Source organism: Thermostichus vulcanus str. 'Rupite' (genome assembly GCF_022848905.1).
Lineage (GTDB): Bacteria > Cyanobacteriota > Cyanobacteriia > Thermostichales > Thermostichaceae > Thermostichus > Thermostichus vulcanus_A.
The window spans coordinates 31,632-46,769 of record NZ_JAFIRA010000031.1; the positions used below are offsets into that span (position 1 = coordinate 31,632).

The following is a 15,138-nucleotide window of genomic DNA, read 5'->3' on the forward strand; positions in this document are numbered from 1 at the left end:
GCCAGATCTGCCCTCTACGCATAGTCGCTGTATTAAAGCTGCGCCGCCGACGCGAACAGCAGACCGAGCCAAAGCCGCTAATTTGTCCTACTTGACTAACCGCGAAGCCACCTCAATAATTTCTAGCCGCTCCTGGTTGAGCAGTTGCTCCAAAGCAATGAGGATTTCCGTCTTTGTCATCATGGTTCCCCTACTTGAGATGAAATCTGAGCCTGTCATCACTTGGATCCTGTCTGGGCTTTTTATGGCCCAACACATCTGTAGGCTCTTCGGCGGCAAAGATTGTCTCCGTCAAGCCTGTTACTAACGCCTGTTGGATCTGGGGATCCCTACACTCCCTTAGGATCTTGTCGATCATCGGCTGGACTGTGGCATGGATCCCTTCATCCATCCAAACCATGCGGTGGGTTTCCTTCCCGTCCGGTCGGGTAATCGTAATCCGCCGTGCCGCTACGCACGACCCTTGGTCTACAAACCCTTCTTTTTTGGATGCCCTCACCTCAGATTGCAACGCTTCCAGATTCTTAAACCGCCGCGCCAGATCGCTCAGATTCACCTCAAACCGAGTTACATCCTCATCCGACCACGACTCAGCAGGCTTATCTGCCACAATCATCAACAACGACTCCAGCCACTCGTGATCTGGTTTGATCTCATCCACTGCTGCCAATACAAAACTTCTCAGGGTGGGCTCTAACACCTGCCCAACCAAATAGTTAGCCCTGATCTTCAAGTCAGCCCGAAGATTATCCATAGGAGAACGGATCCCGAATGCACTGTAAAGCAACTCCTGACTGTCTGTAACCAGCCGCTCGTAGCAGGTTTGGATCTCGTGAAGTGCCTGCACTAATTTTTTGCGAAAGATCCGAGCCGTAGAGCCATCATCCTCCAGTCCTGAAACGAAGGGATCCATTCCAACCGCTTTGGGCAACGCCGTGAAGAGTAATTCATCCGGCTCCTGAGCCTGCATCAAGGTCTGCAACACCGCTTGAGACTCAGAACTCAACCGAGTCGTCTTGCGAGTATGAGCAGGCAGTTTTTTAACAAATTGGAATAGGGGCTTCACCACTGATAGCAACGTCAGATTACGGATTCCCTGCCCCGTGGGAGCCTTAGACCGTAACACATCCTCAAGCTCCTGAAACACCTGTGACCGCAGTCCGGTAATCTCGAAATACTTCACCGCAAACCGAGAGGGATCCTTGACCAACAACTCAAAATGCTCCGCCCCTAGCACTGGGATAAACGTCCCATCTTTGTAAACACTCACATCATCCACATGATGCAGCAACACCGCCGCCAGCAAGACCGGAATGGATCCCCGCTTCACCCCATAGGGAGGCGCCTCTAGGTGAGCATACAGTTCCCCTAAACTGCGCTGTTGCTGGGATCCCAAACAAAACCCCTCAATGGCCTGCCAAACTCTCGCTACTCCCTCATCGGTTGGAGGATAAAAACCCCAAGTTCCGTCCATCTGCCGGTGGATCCCTGACTGAGCAAGCAGCGAGTCATACATACTCACCTCAGGCCCATGCCCCTCCAACCCCAAACGAGGGATCTCGGCCTTCTCCAGCATCCCCTCCAGCAATACCCGCCGTGCCTTTGCCCCCTGAGAGGTCAGCTCCCGCCGATTAATCAATTCATTCCACAGCACCAACCCTTGGTCATACACCTGGTCGCACACTGCCGAAAGTTGGGCATTCAGTTCCCGTTCATGGGTAAACACCACCGGGATCCCCTGCACCCAACACTGAGCCTTGCCCACATCAAATCCCATCGCAATCGCCTCATCCAGCAAAGCTTTTGCCTGAGACAGCCGCTGCCGCACCTCCAATCGCGCCACCCCATCCGTTTGTAGCTCTGGGGCTTTTCTCACCTGCTGCAACGCCCCATACTCCTGAGCCGTCACCCGGATCCGTCCCAAGCCCGTCACCGATACCATCACCAATGGCTTGCCATCTTTTGTCTGAGCAGGGACTTCCTCTGGCAGTTCTTCCGTCACCCAGTACCCCAGTAGCCCATCCGCATCGGTGCTCTCACAAGCCAACTCTGCCAACGACTCACCACCATCCAGATACCGCCGCTCAAAGTAGCGCAACGTCCCTGTCTCATAGCTATGCCGCTGCACCACCACCGGCTTGAGGGGATGGTAGGTCGTCAACAAATCCACTAAGGATCCCTGTTCCTGTTGCAGATACTCCTGCAGCTGTAACTCCACATCAAAATCGGATCCCTGCCAGAGCCGCAACTCATCCATCAGCCGCCGATGAGTCACCTGCCCCTTATCCACTAGATGTTGAATAATCTCCTGCCAGTAGTTTTGACTCTCAGGATTCGGCTCATCGCACAACGCCAAGGCCACCACTGAGCGCTTGGCCCGCAGGGATCCCGTCGTGGTCACTAGGTTGAGCACCCCAATGGTTTTCAGCACCTTCACCCAATCGGGATCCCAATGCCGCGCATCCTCCACCCGTTCCTGAACCTCCAGCCAACGTTGCGACTTGGATCCCTTGCCCACCGACTCCACAAAGTAGTCGTAGACCTGATGGAGTTGCAGAGTGGGCCAATGGCCTGAACTGAACAGGGTCGTTCGCAGAAACTCCTGAAAGGAAAACGGCTCCTCACTGGTCAAGAACGTAAACAGCGAGCGGTCATTCTGGGCATAGCGTAAACAAAGCTGGGGTAACGCCAACGCTGCCAGGGGATGTAACGGATAGACCCGTCCCAAAGTCTCCCCCGTCCCCACATCGGGTATCTCAGCCTTAAGCTGCTCATACCAAGTGGATCCCCAATCACTAAAGTCTTTCGCTTGGATAATGGCGCGTCCCATCACCTGCACCATCTGCTCAGCCGATTCTACAAACGGGATCTCCTCAAACCGCCCCTGAATCTTGGCCCACTCTTGCCGCTGTGTTGTGGCCAACCGTGCCCCATAGTCGGTAAATCCTTGATGCAGGATCCCTAGGACATAGACCTCCCGCCCCTGCTCCGCCAACTGCTGCAACAGATAGACATCCTCCTCCCCCTGATGCTGGGCGGTATACTCCAGCGCCTTGCCCAACTCATCCAGCACCAACAGGACGGGAACCCCTGCCGCCTTTTGGATGGCTTCCACCAGCTTCAGTACCTCCACATTGGTAAGACTGGCTCTCTTGTCCAGCTCCCCTTCCAAGTCCTTGAGATCTACAATCGCTCGCCATGCCTCAGGTCGCTGATGAACGGGCCAAAACTCTTCAATCCCTCTTTCCAAGGCGCGCAACACCGTATGGCTGATGGGTTCTCGTTGCGCCGCCACCACCGCCCGGATCCAGCCCTGCTGCGGCACTCTCTCCAGTGTTTTGATGCTCTCGGATTCTGCCCCCAAAGCTTGAGAAGCAATCACCATTGCCTTCTGACGCATGGGATCCCTGTGCTTGCCCAGCAATGCGGTCAAAAAGTGAGCAAATGCCGACTTCCCGGTTCCATACACCCCCGTCAGTGTCCAAGCCCGTGCCTGTTTGCGCTGGGTACCCACATCCCTCAGGATCCGCTGTAGTGCTAACACCGCCCGCTCCGTCGGGATATACCCCTCCAGACTCTCAGGATCCCCCATGTCCCGCTCCAAATTAATGGAACGGCTGTAGCGGCGATTCACATGGATCAGCTCAGACAGGCGCATAGATAAAGTGACCGAGAGTAGGCTCAATCCTAAGAATAACGGCCATCCTCTGTCGGAACCCTCTGAGCTAGAGTAAAGCTGTCCATCTCAACGGATCTGCATGACTCCAACCTTTGAGGTGACCTCTCAAACAAACCTTCCTCAACCTACCCCCCCAGACATCAGTGATCTCGTCATCGAGGACGATCAACCTGTGGACAGCCTCTACTCCGAAAAACTGCAACGGCTGCTCACTAACGCCCTCTATGCCTCCTTCAAGCCAGGGATCCCGTTTTTAGTCACGGCCAATGTGGGACTGTTTTATGCCCTGAAAACCAATCCCCTTGTGCCGGATGTGATGCTGAGTTTGGGGGTCTCTGCTCCCACTAACTTTGAGCGTCGAGAAGACCGCACCTACTTTGTCTGGGAAATGGGCAAACCCCCCGAAGTGGCCATCGAGATTGTCTCCAATCGCAAAGGTCACGAACTGGGATCCAAACTCACCGCCTATGCCCATGCCGGAGTCAGCTATTACGTGGTCTACGATCCCCTAGTACAACTGAAGGAATTACAGGGATCCCGTTTAGCTATCTTCGAGCGGCAGGGATCCCAACTTGTCCCCTATGACTCCACCTGGATGCCAGATGTGGGTCTGGGGCTGACCCTGTGGCAGGGATCCTTTGAGGGGGTGACGGTCGAGTGGCTACGCTGGTGTGATCAAGAGGGGCAGATTCTATTGACTGGTGAAGAACGCTCCGAACAACTGCTGGAACTGCTGCGTTCCCATGGCATCACGCCCCCAGAGAACTAGCGTAATAGCTGTCTAGTAGATTCTCTGCCAGAACCTCAGGGCTTCCCACAAAGCTCATCTGAATCAATCCGGCACTCTCTGACAAGCGAATCTCCGCTCTCTTCTGTTCGCGCCAGCGCGCCTTTGGCGCAGCCACCCGTTCAATCGCCTCTGATAGAGCACTCTCGGATAGCTTGAACACCAAGCCAGGGCTATTCACCTCATACAGCAGCCGACTCAGGGACACTGTTCCCCCACCCTTAAGCTCTTCATCTGGCCCACCGGCTACAAACTGCAAACATGCCGCCACCACCACTTCTGGTGGCAGATTCACCTTCAATCCCGTCCCAAATCGGTAACCTTTCTCTTCCGCCCGAATCAGCCCCAGCTCCGCAAAGGGACAGTCCAAACTATCCTCCGTTGGCCCTGCTTTGGCCTTGCCGCTCTGCGCTCCATACATCCGCAGCAGGCACGTCAGATCTTTGTGCAGGGATCCCGTCGCCACCCGCTTGCCCATCTGAGCGCAATAGTCTTCTAATGCCCGCAGCAGATCCTCAGCCGTAAACTCCACCTGGCGAAACTGATTGAACGCCACCCACCAGGCCGTTGCCACACAAGGAGGTCGCAATAGGTGCCAATGCAGCAACCACAAAGAGGCCGGATCTTCTAGATAGGGATCCCATTGCCCCAATAACTTGTGGCCAAAGTCCGTGGGTCTGTCGCCCTCTGTCAACTTGAACGCCTCGCACCAATAGCGGATAGAGCGCACCATATTCTTACCCACCCCCAGCCGCACCGGGGCATCCTCCCGCAGAAAAATCTGGGGATCCTTCTTGGCTGCCTCAAACCCTTTTTTCAGCCAGCCATAGCGGGGATGGAAGGTCTCATGACGGGCAAAGGCCAGACTCGCCCCGGCTCCCTGTGGGAGATCTAACAAAACCTGTTGTTTCATATATCCCCTTCAGCAGCCCTGTTTGATTGGATAGCCTGAGTAATATCCTCAAGGGTTACGTCTGACAGCCACTGTTGACGCTCCTTCGTATAGTCTCCCTTCCCGGTCTCAAACTGCTGGAGGAATCGCACCATTCCCACATACCCTAGTTCCTTAGCCAACGCATCTAATCCACGCTGCCGCAATTCAGTTGTGTTCATCGTTATGTTTCCTCCATTGGTTGCCCCATCAGCCACGACACCGGGTTATCCACTGTGACAGATACAGTTGCCGCCCGTCCCACTTGCCGTAGCAGCCTATCATCAACCGTCAAAAAGACATCAACCTGTCCCTGCTCGGCAGAGGCCACGTGCAAACTATCCAACAGTTGGATCCCCACAGATTGCAATGCTTGACCGCGCTGCACTACTGTCTCGTCTAAGGGGATCCTAGCCTTGGCCACCTGCAATGACCTCAGCAATCGTTCCCGCCGTTCAGGATCCGGTGTGGCCCGCATCTCAAACTCCACCACGTCGCTCGTGAACAGCAAACAGTCCCCACTCTCACAACGGCTTAGGATCAGTAGCACCGCCTCTGCCTCTAGCCGGATTCGCTCTTGGCTCTGGTCATCAAAGGGGCGATTCAAACAACAGACATCCAGATAAATCCGTTGCATGAATGGGATCCCTCACGCCACCATCGCCAAGCTGTGCCAGTCTAGCCCAGTGGGGAAACGCCTGCCGGATGCTCTCTACGTCCACCATTCGGCTCTTTGCCACCTGGATCCCCAGCTTCAGTGCCTCGAACAGTCCGCCCGTCAACACCTGCCCTCCCCCAACGGCTTCACCCTGGTCAAGTTCTCCCTCACCCAACCCAAACTCTCCTATCTCACCTACCCCGACTTCGATACGGATCCCCATCCAGCTTTGCACCACAGCACCCAGGTGGATCTCAGCACTGGACAGGTGAGCGAGCAAGACTACAGCCGCCGCCCCAATCCCCCCATCCTGCACCGCAAAGAAGCCTTCGTTGCCCCCGACTATCCTCACTTTGAAACTTTTCAAGCTCTCACCCAAGCCGAAGAACGCCACGAGCTTCTGAAAGACTCCCACCACATCGGCACTCAACAGGGCTGGAATGCTCGCCTGCAACAACACGGGATCCACATTCAAAATCATCAACTCAGCCACTCCCCCCGCTCCTGCCCCACCATCCACCGCCACCGCGCCGCCATCGTCCGCCCTGACTTATCCAAACCTGTCCGGGTCGCCCTCGAAGCCGGGATCCTCACCCCCGCCACCACCTTCTTCGACTACGGCTGTGGTCACGGCAATGACCATCAACGGCTAGCCCGCCAAGGATTTACCTCAGAAGGCTGGGATCCCCACTTTCGCCCCCATACTCCCAGGATCCCAGCTGATATCGTCAATCTGGGCTATGTCATCAATGTGATTGAGGATCCGGCAGAGCGGCGAGAAGCCCTGCTCAATGCCTGGAACCTCACCCAACGAGTCCTGATTGTGGCTGCCCAAGTGCTGCTCGACAATGCCACCCAGGGCCAAATCGCCTATGGAGACGGCATCATCACCCGCCGCAACACCTTTCAAAAGTATTTCGACCAACAGGAACTCAAAACCTACATCGACCAGGTGCTAGAGGTTGACGCCATCCCCGTCGCCCTGGGGATCTACTTTGTCTTCCGTGATGAAGCCCAAGCCCAGAGCTTCCGCGCCTCCCGCTTTAGATCCCATGCCACCACCCCCCGCATCCGCCTTCAGGTCAAACGCTTTGACAATTACCGGGAACTGCTCACCCCCCTGATGGATTTCGTTACCGAACGGGGACGGATGCCCATCAAAGGGGAATTGCCCACAGAGTCCGAGATCGTCCAAGAGTTTGGATCCCTGCATCGTGCCTTCCAGGTGATTTTGCAGGTTACCGACCAAGCCGAGTGGCATCAAATCGCAGAACGGCGAAAACAGGATCTGATGCTCTATCTGGCACTGAGCAACTTTGGTCGCCGTCCCAAACTCAGCCACCTGGCTCCCGAAACCCAAACCGACCTCAAATCCCTGTTTGGCAGCTACCGACAAGCCTGTACCGAAGCGGATGCCATGCTCCACAGCTTGGGAGATTTGAGTCTGGTGGCCCAAAAATGTCAGTCCAGCCCCGTAGGGCTCCAGGGATCCCGTTCCTTTATGGTTCATGTCTCTGCCCTGGAGAGGCTGGATCCCGTCTTGAGGCTCTACGAAGGCTGCGCTAGTCGCACCATTGGCCGCCCGGATGAAGCCACCTTGGTCAAGTTTCAGACCCAAAAGCCCAAGATTGCCTACTTGTTTGTCCCCGACTTCGACCGGGATCCCCATCCTGCTATCCACACCCGCATGGAAGTTGATCTTCGCACTCTGCGCGTCCATTACCAAGATTTCAAGCCGGAAGAAAACCCCCCCATCCTGCACCGCAAAGAAGCCCTGGTCGCCCCCGACTATCCCCTCTACGAGAAATTTGCCAAACTTACCCGCCAGGAAGAAGACTGGGGACTGCTGGATGATGAATCTCTGATCTCCAAACGTTGGGGCTGGGAACGCTGCTTAGCTGACCATTGTGCCACTCTGCAAGGGCATCGTCTGGTTTGGCGTAAAGATGGGAATCCCTACACCATCAAGATCCTCCGCTCTCAGATGCGCGCTCGGCAGAAACAACGACCGGATTCAGCGGGGGATGATCCTGGCTAGCTCCACCCCATGAGCTGACACCGTTACATGGACCGTTGGGAGCCACTAACGCTCGTTAATGCTTATCCCAGGGATCCGGTCACTCGCTGTAACGTGGGGATGAAATCTGGGTAAGAAATGCGGGCACAATCCGCCCCAGCCAAAGTTGTGGATCCCTGGGCGCCCAAAGCCGCCACCATTAGGCTCATGGCAATGCGGTGATCCTCATGGCTATCTACCTCCGCTCCCTGCAGAGGGATCCCTCCTTGGATTTCTAAGCCATCAGGATGTTCCCGCACCCGCGCCCCCAGACGACCCAGCTCCTGTGCCATAGCGGCCAACCGATCACTTTCTTTCACCCGCAGCTCTGCCGCATCTCGAATCACCGTCACCCCCTCTGCAAAAGCTGCCGCCACCGCCAACACCGGGATCTCATCGATCAACGTCGGGATCCGGTCGCCCGCAATGGTGCAGCCCCGTAAGGGAGCCGAACGCACCCGCAAATTGCCCAAAGGCTCACCCGCAATTTCTCGCGCATTCTCGATCTGAATATCTGCCCCCATTTCCCTGAGCACCTCCAATACACCGGTGCGGGTGGGGTTCAAGCCGACATTCTCCAGAAGCAATTCACTCTCGGGCAGAATCGAGCCGGCCACCAACCAAAAGGCCGCCGAACTGATATCCCCCGGTACGGTCACCGCTTGCCCCCGCAACCGGGATCCCCCCACAACGGCTACGGTTTTCTCCTCCGGATCCGCCTTGATCTCGGCCCCAAAGGCCCGTAGCATCCGCTCAGAATGATCCCGCGAAAGCGCCGGTTCCGTCACTTGCGTGGTGCCTTCCGCCAACAGACCCGCCAACAAAAGGCAAGATTTCACTTGGGCCGAGGCTACCGGAGAGTGATAGTGAATCCCTTTGAGGGATCCCCCCTGCACAGCCAAAGGAGCGAGATTTCCTCCGGCCCGACCCCAAATCTGTGCCCCCATCAGTCGCAAGGGATCCACCACTCGTCGCATCGGTCGGGAACGCAGGGAGCCATCCCCCGTCACGGCAAAAAAGCGCCCGGCATGGCCAGCCAGGATCCCCAACATCAGCCGCATCGTCGTCCCAGAATTGCCCGCATTCAAAACATCCATCGGTTCTTGCAGCTGGCCCAAACCAATCCCCTGGATGCGCACCCAGTCCGTATTCAGCTCAGAAATCTCCGCCCCCATGGCCCGAAAGCACGCAGCCGTACTACGGGGATCCTCCCCCAGCAGCAGCCCTTGAATCGTGGTTTCCCCTTCCGCCAGGGATCCCAGCATCAAAGCCCGATGGGAAATGGATTTATCCCCAGGAATACGGACTTGGCCCCGCAGACCAGAAACAGGGGACACAATCAGGGCACGGGCAGAAGAATCGGTTTGCAACACAGCAGACGTTACAGAAGTTCAGGCAGTCTCAATCATACTCGTACCCGTGCTGGCGATTCCCTCCAGGTTGCGGGTCACCGTTGCCATGACCCTGACCGGCTTGACAGGCTGTCTTTTGACGGGATCCGCCGCTGTTGTGGAGGATAAACAGTAACAACATGGATTCCTAGGTCGAGGTTGGCCTCGGCCTTTTATTTTGGTTATTTGGGTGGGGTTTTGCGCCCTTTGCCCACAAGACAAGTCTGAGAAATCCTGATTAAAATCAAGCAAATGCCTCTAACGAAGTCGTGTCTTCCTCTAGCCAGCCTGTAGAGCCTCTCCCCGCGCCTGTCGATTGGCCATTGAGTCGGATCCCGGGGATTAGCGCTGCCGATCAATCTGCCTTGAAGAAAGCGGGCATTGAATCGACCCAGCACTTGCTGGATTATTGTTCCACGGCAGCGCAGCAGCAAGCCCTTTCCACCCAACTGAAGATCCCTTTGCGCTTTATTCACAAATGGGTGGCGCTAGCGGATTTGGCCCAGATACCTTCGGTGGGGCCAGAAGGTTGTGGGCTACTGTTACATGCAGGCATAGTGTCGGTGGAGCAGTTGGCGCAGGGATCCCCGCAGGCACTGCATCGCAACCTTTGCCGTCTTCAGGTGAGATCCCTGGGACAACGGGGGAGCCAACTGAGTTTTGCACAAGTCACAGAGTGGATTCGCCAAGCGCAACAAAGAACCCAGGGAATCTCCAGTGGATCCTGAATGAGGACTCTAATCTCTAACTGGGAATAAAGCATTGTGGTTCCTCCTCCTCAAGTTCTACCCCCATTCCTTTACCCGCCTCTGCATTGGGGGCTGAAAACCCTTTTCCCAGACTGTTTGTGGGAATTACCGATCCTCCCGAAGACTCAGCCGGTTGCCCTCACCTTTGACGATGGCCCCCATCCCGACTACACCCCGCCTCTGCTGGAGGTTTTGGCGCACTTTCAGGTACCTGGCAATTTTTTTGTCCTCGGCGAACGGGTGCAGCGCTGGCCTCATCTGGCTCAAGAGATCGTCCAGCAAGGCCATCACATCGGCCTCCACGGTTGGCAACATCACTCCTTTACCCAACTGACTCAGGAAGCACTGCACCAAAGCCTAACCCGAACCCAAGCTGCTTTGGCCGAAGCGTGTGGCGGGATCCCCGGTGATTACCGGGATGTGCGCCCGCCCAACGGCTTGTTTTGGCCACAAACCCTTACGCATCTGCGGGAGTGGGGGTTGCGAGTGGTGATGTGGAGTGTGGTTCCAGAAGACTGGTTAGCTCCGCCGGTAGAGGTGGTGCTGGAGCGCATTCTCACTCAAGTGCGGGCGGGATCCATCATCGTGCTTCATGATGGGAGCCAGGGGGGATCCCAGGTGGCTGCCATCACCCAGCAGTTGATCCCTAAGTTACAGGAACGGAGCTTTCAGTTGGTTCGCCTCTCGGATCCCTGAGAACTATTCCGGTTGGGTGAGAAATTGAATACAGTAAAGTCAAGCACAGGCATGGGAGCAAGGCCATGGGCGCACGCAAAGTCATCTACGGCATTTTCGGGCAACGGGCGGGCAGCGTCATTGTCGGCACCTGGAACTGGCTGTGGGGGATCCCTGTGGATAAGGGCGGTACTGGAGCGGTGATGGTGGCGGAAGAATCCCTGCGCACCATGCAAGAATCCGTCCAGCGCCTCACCGAAGCTGTGGCCACTCAGGTGGCGGCCTACCAGCGGGCCGAGCAGAAGTACATGCAAAAGGTACGTGAGTATCAATCTCTGGAGAACAAGGCTCGTCTTGCCGCCCAACGGGGAGATCAAGAGGCGGCCCGGTTGGCCATGGCGCAAGCCCTACAAATTGAAGCGATCCTCGGCCCCCTCAAGGAAAATGTCGAAACTGCCGACCGCTACGTTACAGCGGCCAAGCAAAAACTGGCCCGCGAGAAAGAAAAGCTCACCACCTACAAGAATGAGCTGAGCAACATGAAGGACATCAACGAGGTAAACCAAGCCCTCGAACAGATGACCCGTGTGAACAATGCCTACAATATCGACTCTGCTAAGTCCCAATTTGAAGCAGCCAAAAACGCAGTCCAGGCCCGACAGTTCAAAACCCGCGCCATGAGCGAACTTTCGGAGGATCGCAGCGAACAGATCGCCGCCCAACTGGATAACATGGCAATGGATGATGAGGTGTCGCGCCGTCTGGCTATGTTAACGGGGCAGAGCAACCCCCAAGCAAATCTGCCAATGCCGGATCTGGACTTTGAGGTGAAGTCCCCCCAACAGCGGCAGCAGCCTCCTCAGTAGGTTGGTTCAGTAGGTCGGTAGCCCAGTCCCCTGTAACTCCACTCTGTCACACTCTGTCACGACACTCCCCAATCGCGCGGATGGCGTAGCACCTCGTAGAGCTTCGCTTCCCAGGTGTTGGGTTCCGGTTCATAGCCGTATTCCCAGCGCACCAAGGGTGGCAAGGACATCAAAATCGATTCCGTCCGTCCCTGGGTCTGCAAGCCAAAGATTGTTCCCCGGTCGTATACCAAGTTGAACTCCACGTAGCGTCCGCGACGATACAACTGAAACTGCCGCTCCCGCTCTCCCCATTCCATTTGCTGCCGCCGTTCCACAATCGGCACATAGGCGGGCAAAAAGGACTGGCCACAAGCCTGAACCAACTGAAACAGATGTTCCCAACTGCGGGATCCCACCCGGACTTGTAAAGACGGAGGTTGCGGATCCCCGTCCACCTGACCCTCAGGTCGGTACACCAAACCGGCCCGTTCGTCCTGATAATCGAAGAAAATACCCCCAATGCCGCGGGCCTCACCCCGATGGGGCAAGAAAAAGTACTGATCACACCATGTTTTGAAAATAGGGTAGTAGACAGGATCCAGCGCATCACAGGCTGCCCGAATCGTCCGGTGGAAGTGAACAGCATCCTCCTCGAACAGGTAGTAGGGGGTGAGATCCATGCCACCGCCAAACCACCACACCGACCCCGCTTCAAAATAGCGATAGTTCAAATGCACCGTCGGCACATACGGGTTGCGCGGATGCAACACCATCGAGGTACCTGTGGCATAGAAGGAGTGACCTTCTGCCTCTGGGCGTTGTTTCAGGATCGAGGGCGGCAAATGGGATCCGAAGACCTCAGAAAAGTTAACGCCTCCTTGTTCAAAAACCCGCCCCTGCTGAATCACCCGCGAGCGCCCGCCACCGCCACCGGGCCGTTCCCAACGATCCTCCCGGAACTGGGCTTCACCATCCACAGCCTCCAAACGGGCACAGATGTCATCCTGGAGCTGCCGCAGGAATTGACCCACCTGTTGGCGGGCATCCACCGGCAGACCTACGGGGCTTGAGGTCAGCATTGTCATCGCAGATCGTTATTGGGAGAGTATTGGAAAGTTGCTTGGGAAAAGGACGCTGCCACTCGCCTCCCTCGACAAGCTGGTTCGACAGAGTGTTGCAGTGACCAGAGCCATTTTAGGTGGGAACCGCCTCATAAGGACGCAGCCGTGCCCATTTGTTACGTTCTTCCTGAAAGCTTTGGCAACCTACCACATCCCATTCCATTTCCGTGCCACCGTTGCGAATATTCACATTGATCTGGGGCCCTTGCGGTTCAAAATCGGGAGTTAGAGTCAGGTGAGGCTGTTGGTGCTGAGCTTCAACCGCGTGATAGGTGGTGCAGCGATCCACATAGTGGCAGTGAATACAAATACACATGGCTGTCGCCTTGACGATACACTGCAAGACCTTGACGATAACATTTCCGCCTCTGGGGGGCGGGGGATGTCTAGTTTTGTAAACCTTGCTTGAGACATTTCTTCGTAACACTTCTTTGTAAAGATGGGCATCCCGTTGGGACTTGTCTAAAATCTCGACATACTCTCGGCATACTTCTGCTATCAGGGGCTCGATCCAGACTAGGATCAAGCGAACTCTTTTGAGTGGGCTGGGGACGGGGATCCCACGGTTAAGTGGCTTCTGGGACTACTGCTTGTCTTTCGGCACATCTGCAACACCCTGGAGAAAGCACGTTTTGTTGATCTCGTTTTGTTGATTTCATAAAGTCATAAAGAAACCCGCATTCAGGAGGCACCCCCATGAATACCCACGACCGCTATCGCTTCATCTGCACCCTCTCCTTTGGGGATATCTACGGGCAGATCATCATTTGGCTGATTGTGATCTTTGCCAGTTTGGCGGCAGCCCTTTCCCTGATGAATAGCCCTATCTATGCTTTTCTCACCATTGGTCTAATTTTGGTGATTTCTTTGCCTTTCCTGCTCTTTGCCTTTGTTACCACCTTGCTCAACCACATCGAGTTTGCGGTGGTTCCCCCCGAGGAAGAGAAAAGTCCGGCGACTTCCCCTGCTGCGCCGCAGGCGGCTGTTGGCCAAGCTTAAATGGGCACTATTACGCTATTTCAGTGTTATTTGGGTTACAGCCTGTGAGCTAAACTGCTTTGGAACACCCCTGCGAGACCTTCTCAGTGGAGCCGAGCATGGATTCTGGAGCAGCGGGCATCACCGTTGCTGAGCTACTGCGTCGATATGCCCAAGGAGAACGAGACTTCCCCAATGCCGTGCTGTTTGGGGCGGATCTGAGCGATCAAGATCTAAAAGGGATTTGCCTAACCCAGGCGTTTCTCAGCCAAGCCAACTTGGTGGGGGCCAATCTATGGCTGGCGGATTTAAGTGGGGCCAGCTTGGCAGGCGCTAACTTGAGCGGGGCTTGTTTAAGTGGAGCCAGCTTGCGAGAGGCCAATTTGACGGAGTCCCACCTACAGGAGACCGATCTGAGCGGGGCCAATTTGGGAGAAGCGAACCTGTTCATGGCCGACCTCCAGTATTCCTGCCTCAGCGGGGCGGAGATGTGGGGCAGTGTGCTGTGGCGGGCCAGCTTGTTTGACACTCCCCCGGTTAGAAACCGGGGGATTCTCCCTTCTAGCTCCCCACAGCTTGAAGCTGTGAGGGATTCATGGAGTTCAGGGGATTGCCAACTACCCCATCCCCTGAGCCGACCCTGCCTATTACGGGCAGGGCTTCTTTTAGACTCAAAGGACACGAAAACCCGTCCCACTGGGCAATGTTCATTGCGGCATTCCAGTCTGCATCACAGCAATACCCGTCCTGCCCAGTGAACAGATGCCCACTCCTTTTCCCAATGGCCTCCGGCCCTGCGGAGCAGATCAATCCTGTCCTGTGGTCAGTTTTGGATGTGTAGGCAGCAGGGCGCTTGTGCAGCGTCCTACCCGCCATTTCCAGCTTGTAGGCAACCTTCCACTCCAAGTCGTAGTACGACCAGGTATGGCGCGATTTCCCGGCATCCGAACGCGCCTTTCGACTCTGTCTGGATTGGCGGATACCTGAGAGGTCTTCCATCCACACATCCGCATTTACCGCATTGGCAAACCGTACAATGCGACGGCTCACGGTGTGGTTGACCGCCCTCATCCAACGGGCTTCTTTGCGCTCCAGTCGCTTGAGTGCTCGGTATTTACCCGCCTGCTGCAACTGGGCGCGACGCTTCTGGAAACGCCGACGACGATAGGCTACCTCTCCACCCCCAAAAAACACCGCCCGACCCCAACGGGTGGCCGCCACTGCCAAACGGTTCTGCCCCCGGTCAACACCCAGTCGCTCCGTAC

14 protein-coding genes and 1 pseudogene are annotated in these 15,138 nt (G+C 56.0%); 7 read left to right on the forward strand and 8 right to left on the reverse strand.

Going from position 1 to position 15,138, the window contains the following annotated elements; genetic code table 11:
* Window positions 1–190: 190 nt before the first annotated feature.
* On the reverse strand, window positions 191–3,658 hold the full coding sequence (locus JX360_RS11730; protein ID WP_244351086.1) for a hypothetical protein: 3,468 nt from the start codon (window positions 3,656–3,658) through the stop codon (window positions 191–193).
* Window positions 3,659–3,758: 100 nt separating this feature from the next.
* Between JX360_RS11730 and JX360_RS11735 the strand changes: the two genes are divergently transcribed.
* Window positions 3,759–4,448 carry a Uma2 family endonuclease gene (locus JX360_RS11735; protein ID WP_244351089.1) on the forward strand — a complete coding sequence of 230 codons (690 nt, stop codon included), beginning with the start codon at window positions 3,759–3,761 and terminating at the stop codon, window positions 4,446–4,448.
* On the opposite strand, the gene JX360_RS11740 is transcribed toward JX360_RS11735, so the two are convergent.
* Together JX360_RS11740 and JX360_RS11745 are read right to left on the reverse strand one after the other, a co-directional pair.
* Window positions 4,429–5,379, reverse strand: coding sequence for a DUF4007 family protein (locus JX360_RS11740; RefSeq protein WP_244351092.1), 951 nt, complete (start codon window positions 5,377–5,379; stop codon window positions 4,429–4,431). The two genes, JX360_RS11735 and JX360_RS11740, sit on opposite strands and share 20 nt — an antisense overlap.
* A gap of 202 nt (window positions 5,380–5,581) precedes the next feature.
* Window positions 5,582–6,034: a PIN domain-containing protein gene (locus JX360_RS11745; protein WP_244351095.1), complete on the reverse strand. Its 453-nt coding sequence runs from the start codon at window positions 6,032–6,034 to the stop codon at window positions 5,582–5,584.
* Between JX360_RS11745 and JX360_RS11750 the strand changes: the two genes are divergently transcribed.
* A complete protein-coding gene (locus JX360_RS11750; RefSeq protein WP_244351096.1) occupies window positions 6,033–8,093 on the forward strand; it encodes a DNA phosphorothioation-associated putative methyltransferase in 2,061 nt (686 codons plus the stop codon). The genes JX360_RS11745 and JX360_RS11750 overlap by 2 nt on opposite strands.
* Before the next feature lie 62 nt (window positions 8,094–8,155).
* Here the strand turns inward: JX360_RS11750 and aroA are convergent, their stop codons facing one another.
* Both aroA and JX360_RS17630 read right to left on the reverse strand, forming a co-directional pair.
* Window positions 8,156–9,484, reverse strand: coding sequence for a 3-phosphoshikimate 1-carboxyvinyltransferase (gene aroA / locus JX360_RS11755; protein ID WP_244351097.1), 1,329 nt, complete (start codon window positions 9,482–9,484; stop codon window positions 8,156–8,158).
* 28 nt (window positions 9,485–9,512) lie between these two features.
* Window positions 9,513–9,644 (reverse strand): hypothetical protein, encoded by a 132-nt coding sequence (locus JX360_RS17630; protein ID WP_279611455.1) that lies wholly within the window; start codon window positions 9,642–9,644, stop codon window positions 9,513–9,515.
* A 127-nt stretch (window positions 9,645–9,771) separates the two neighbouring features.
* Here JX360_RS17630 and JX360_RS11760 point away from each other — a divergent pair, with 127 nt between their 5' ends.
* From JX360_RS11760 to JX360_RS11770, 3 genes are all read left to right on the forward strand, one after another.
* Window positions 9,772–10,230 (forward strand): DUF4332 domain-containing protein, encoded by a 459-nt coding sequence (locus JX360_RS11760; protein ID WP_244351098.1) that lies wholly within the window; start codon window positions 9,772–9,774, stop codon window positions 10,228–10,230.
* Window positions 10,231–10,266: 36 nt separating this feature from the next.
* Complete coding sequence (locus JX360_RS11765) at window positions 10,267–10,947, forward strand: polysaccharide deacetylase family protein (RefSeq protein WP_244351099.1); 681 nt, start codon at window positions 10,267–10,269, stop codon at window positions 10,945–10,947.
* A 65-nt stretch (window positions 10,948–11,012) separates the two neighbouring features.
* Window positions 11,013–11,792, forward strand: coding sequence for a PspA/IM30 family protein (locus JX360_RS11770; protein WP_244351100.1), 780 nt, complete (start codon window positions 11,013–11,015; stop codon window positions 11,790–11,792).
* 56 nt (window positions 11,793–11,848) lie between these two features.
* On the opposite strand, the gene hemF is transcribed toward JX360_RS11770, so the two are convergent.
* Window positions 11,849–12,853, reverse strand: a complete 1,005-nt coding sequence (gene hemF / locus JX360_RS11775; RefSeq protein WP_244351101.1) for an oxygen-dependent coproporphyrinogen oxidase — start codon at window positions 12,851–12,853, stop codon at window positions 11,849–11,851.
* Between the two features lie 115 nt (window positions 12,854–12,968).
* Entirely contained in the window at window positions 12,969–13,211 is a 243-nt protein-coding gene (locus tag JX360_RS11780) for a Ycf34 family protein (RefSeq protein WP_244351104.1), read from the reverse strand.
* A 380-nt stretch (window positions 13,212–13,591) separates the two neighbouring features.
* On the opposite strand from JX360_RS11780, the gene JX360_RS11785 reads away from it, so the two are divergent.
* Window positions 13,592–13,894, forward strand: a complete 303-nt coding sequence (locus JX360_RS11785; protein WP_244351107.1) for a hypothetical protein — start codon at window positions 13,592–13,594, stop codon at window positions 13,892–13,894.
* A gap of 98 nt (window positions 13,895–13,992) precedes the next feature.
* Window positions 13,993–14,358 (forward strand): annotated as a pseudogene (locus JX360_RS17975) (pentapeptide repeat-containing protein); the annotation flags it as partial.
* A 76-nt stretch (window positions 14,359–14,434) separates the two neighbouring features.
* Here JX360_RS17975 and JX360_RS11795 read toward each other — a convergent pair.
* Window positions 14,435–15,138 (reverse strand): RNA-guided endonuclease TnpB family protein (locus JX360_RS11795; RefSeq protein ID WP_244351109.1); only part of this gene is annotated, 704 nt, incomplete at its 5' end.

Bases quoted from the DNA above. Each gene is read 5' to 3' on its own strand.
- JX360_RS11730 (WP_244351086.1), bottom strand. From the start codon at position 3,658: ATGCGCCTGTCTGAGCTGATCCATGTGAATCGCCGCTACAGCCGTTCC.
- JX360_RS11735 (WP_244351089.1), top strand. From the start codon at position 3,759: ATGACTCCAACCTTTGAGGTGACCTCTCAAACAAACCTTCCTCAACCT.
- JX360_RS11740 (WP_244351092.1), bottom strand. From the start codon at position 5,379: ATGAAACAACAGGTTTTGTTAGATCTCCCACAGGGAGCCGGGGCGAGT.
- JX360_RS11750 (WP_244351096.1), top strand. From the start codon at position 6,033: ATGAATGGGATCCCTCACGCCACCATCGCCAAGCTGTGCCAGTCTAGC.
- JX360_RS11745 (WP_244351095.1), bottom strand. From the start codon at position 6,034: ATGCAACGGATTTATCTGGATGTCTGTTGTTTGAATCGCCCCTTTGAT.
- JX360_RS17630 (WP_279611455.1), bottom strand. From the start codon at position 9,644: ATGTTGTTACTGTTTATCCTCCACAACAGCGGCGGATCCCGTCAAAAG.
- JX360_RS11770 (WP_244351100.1), top strand. From the start codon at position 11,013: ATGGGCGCACGCAAAGTCATCTACGGCATTTTCGGGCAACGGGCGGGC.
- hemF (WP_244351101.1), bottom strand. From the start codon at position 12,853: ATGCTGACCTCAAGCCCCGTAGGTCTGCCGGTGGATGCCCGCCAACAG.
- JX360_RS11780 (WP_244351104.1), bottom strand. From the start codon at position 13,211: ATGTGTATTTGTATTCACTGCCACTATGTGGATCGCTGCACCACCTAT.
- JX360_RS11785 (WP_244351107.1), top strand. From the start codon at position 13,592: ATGAATACCCACGACCGCTATCGCTTCATCTGCACCCTCTCCTTTGGG.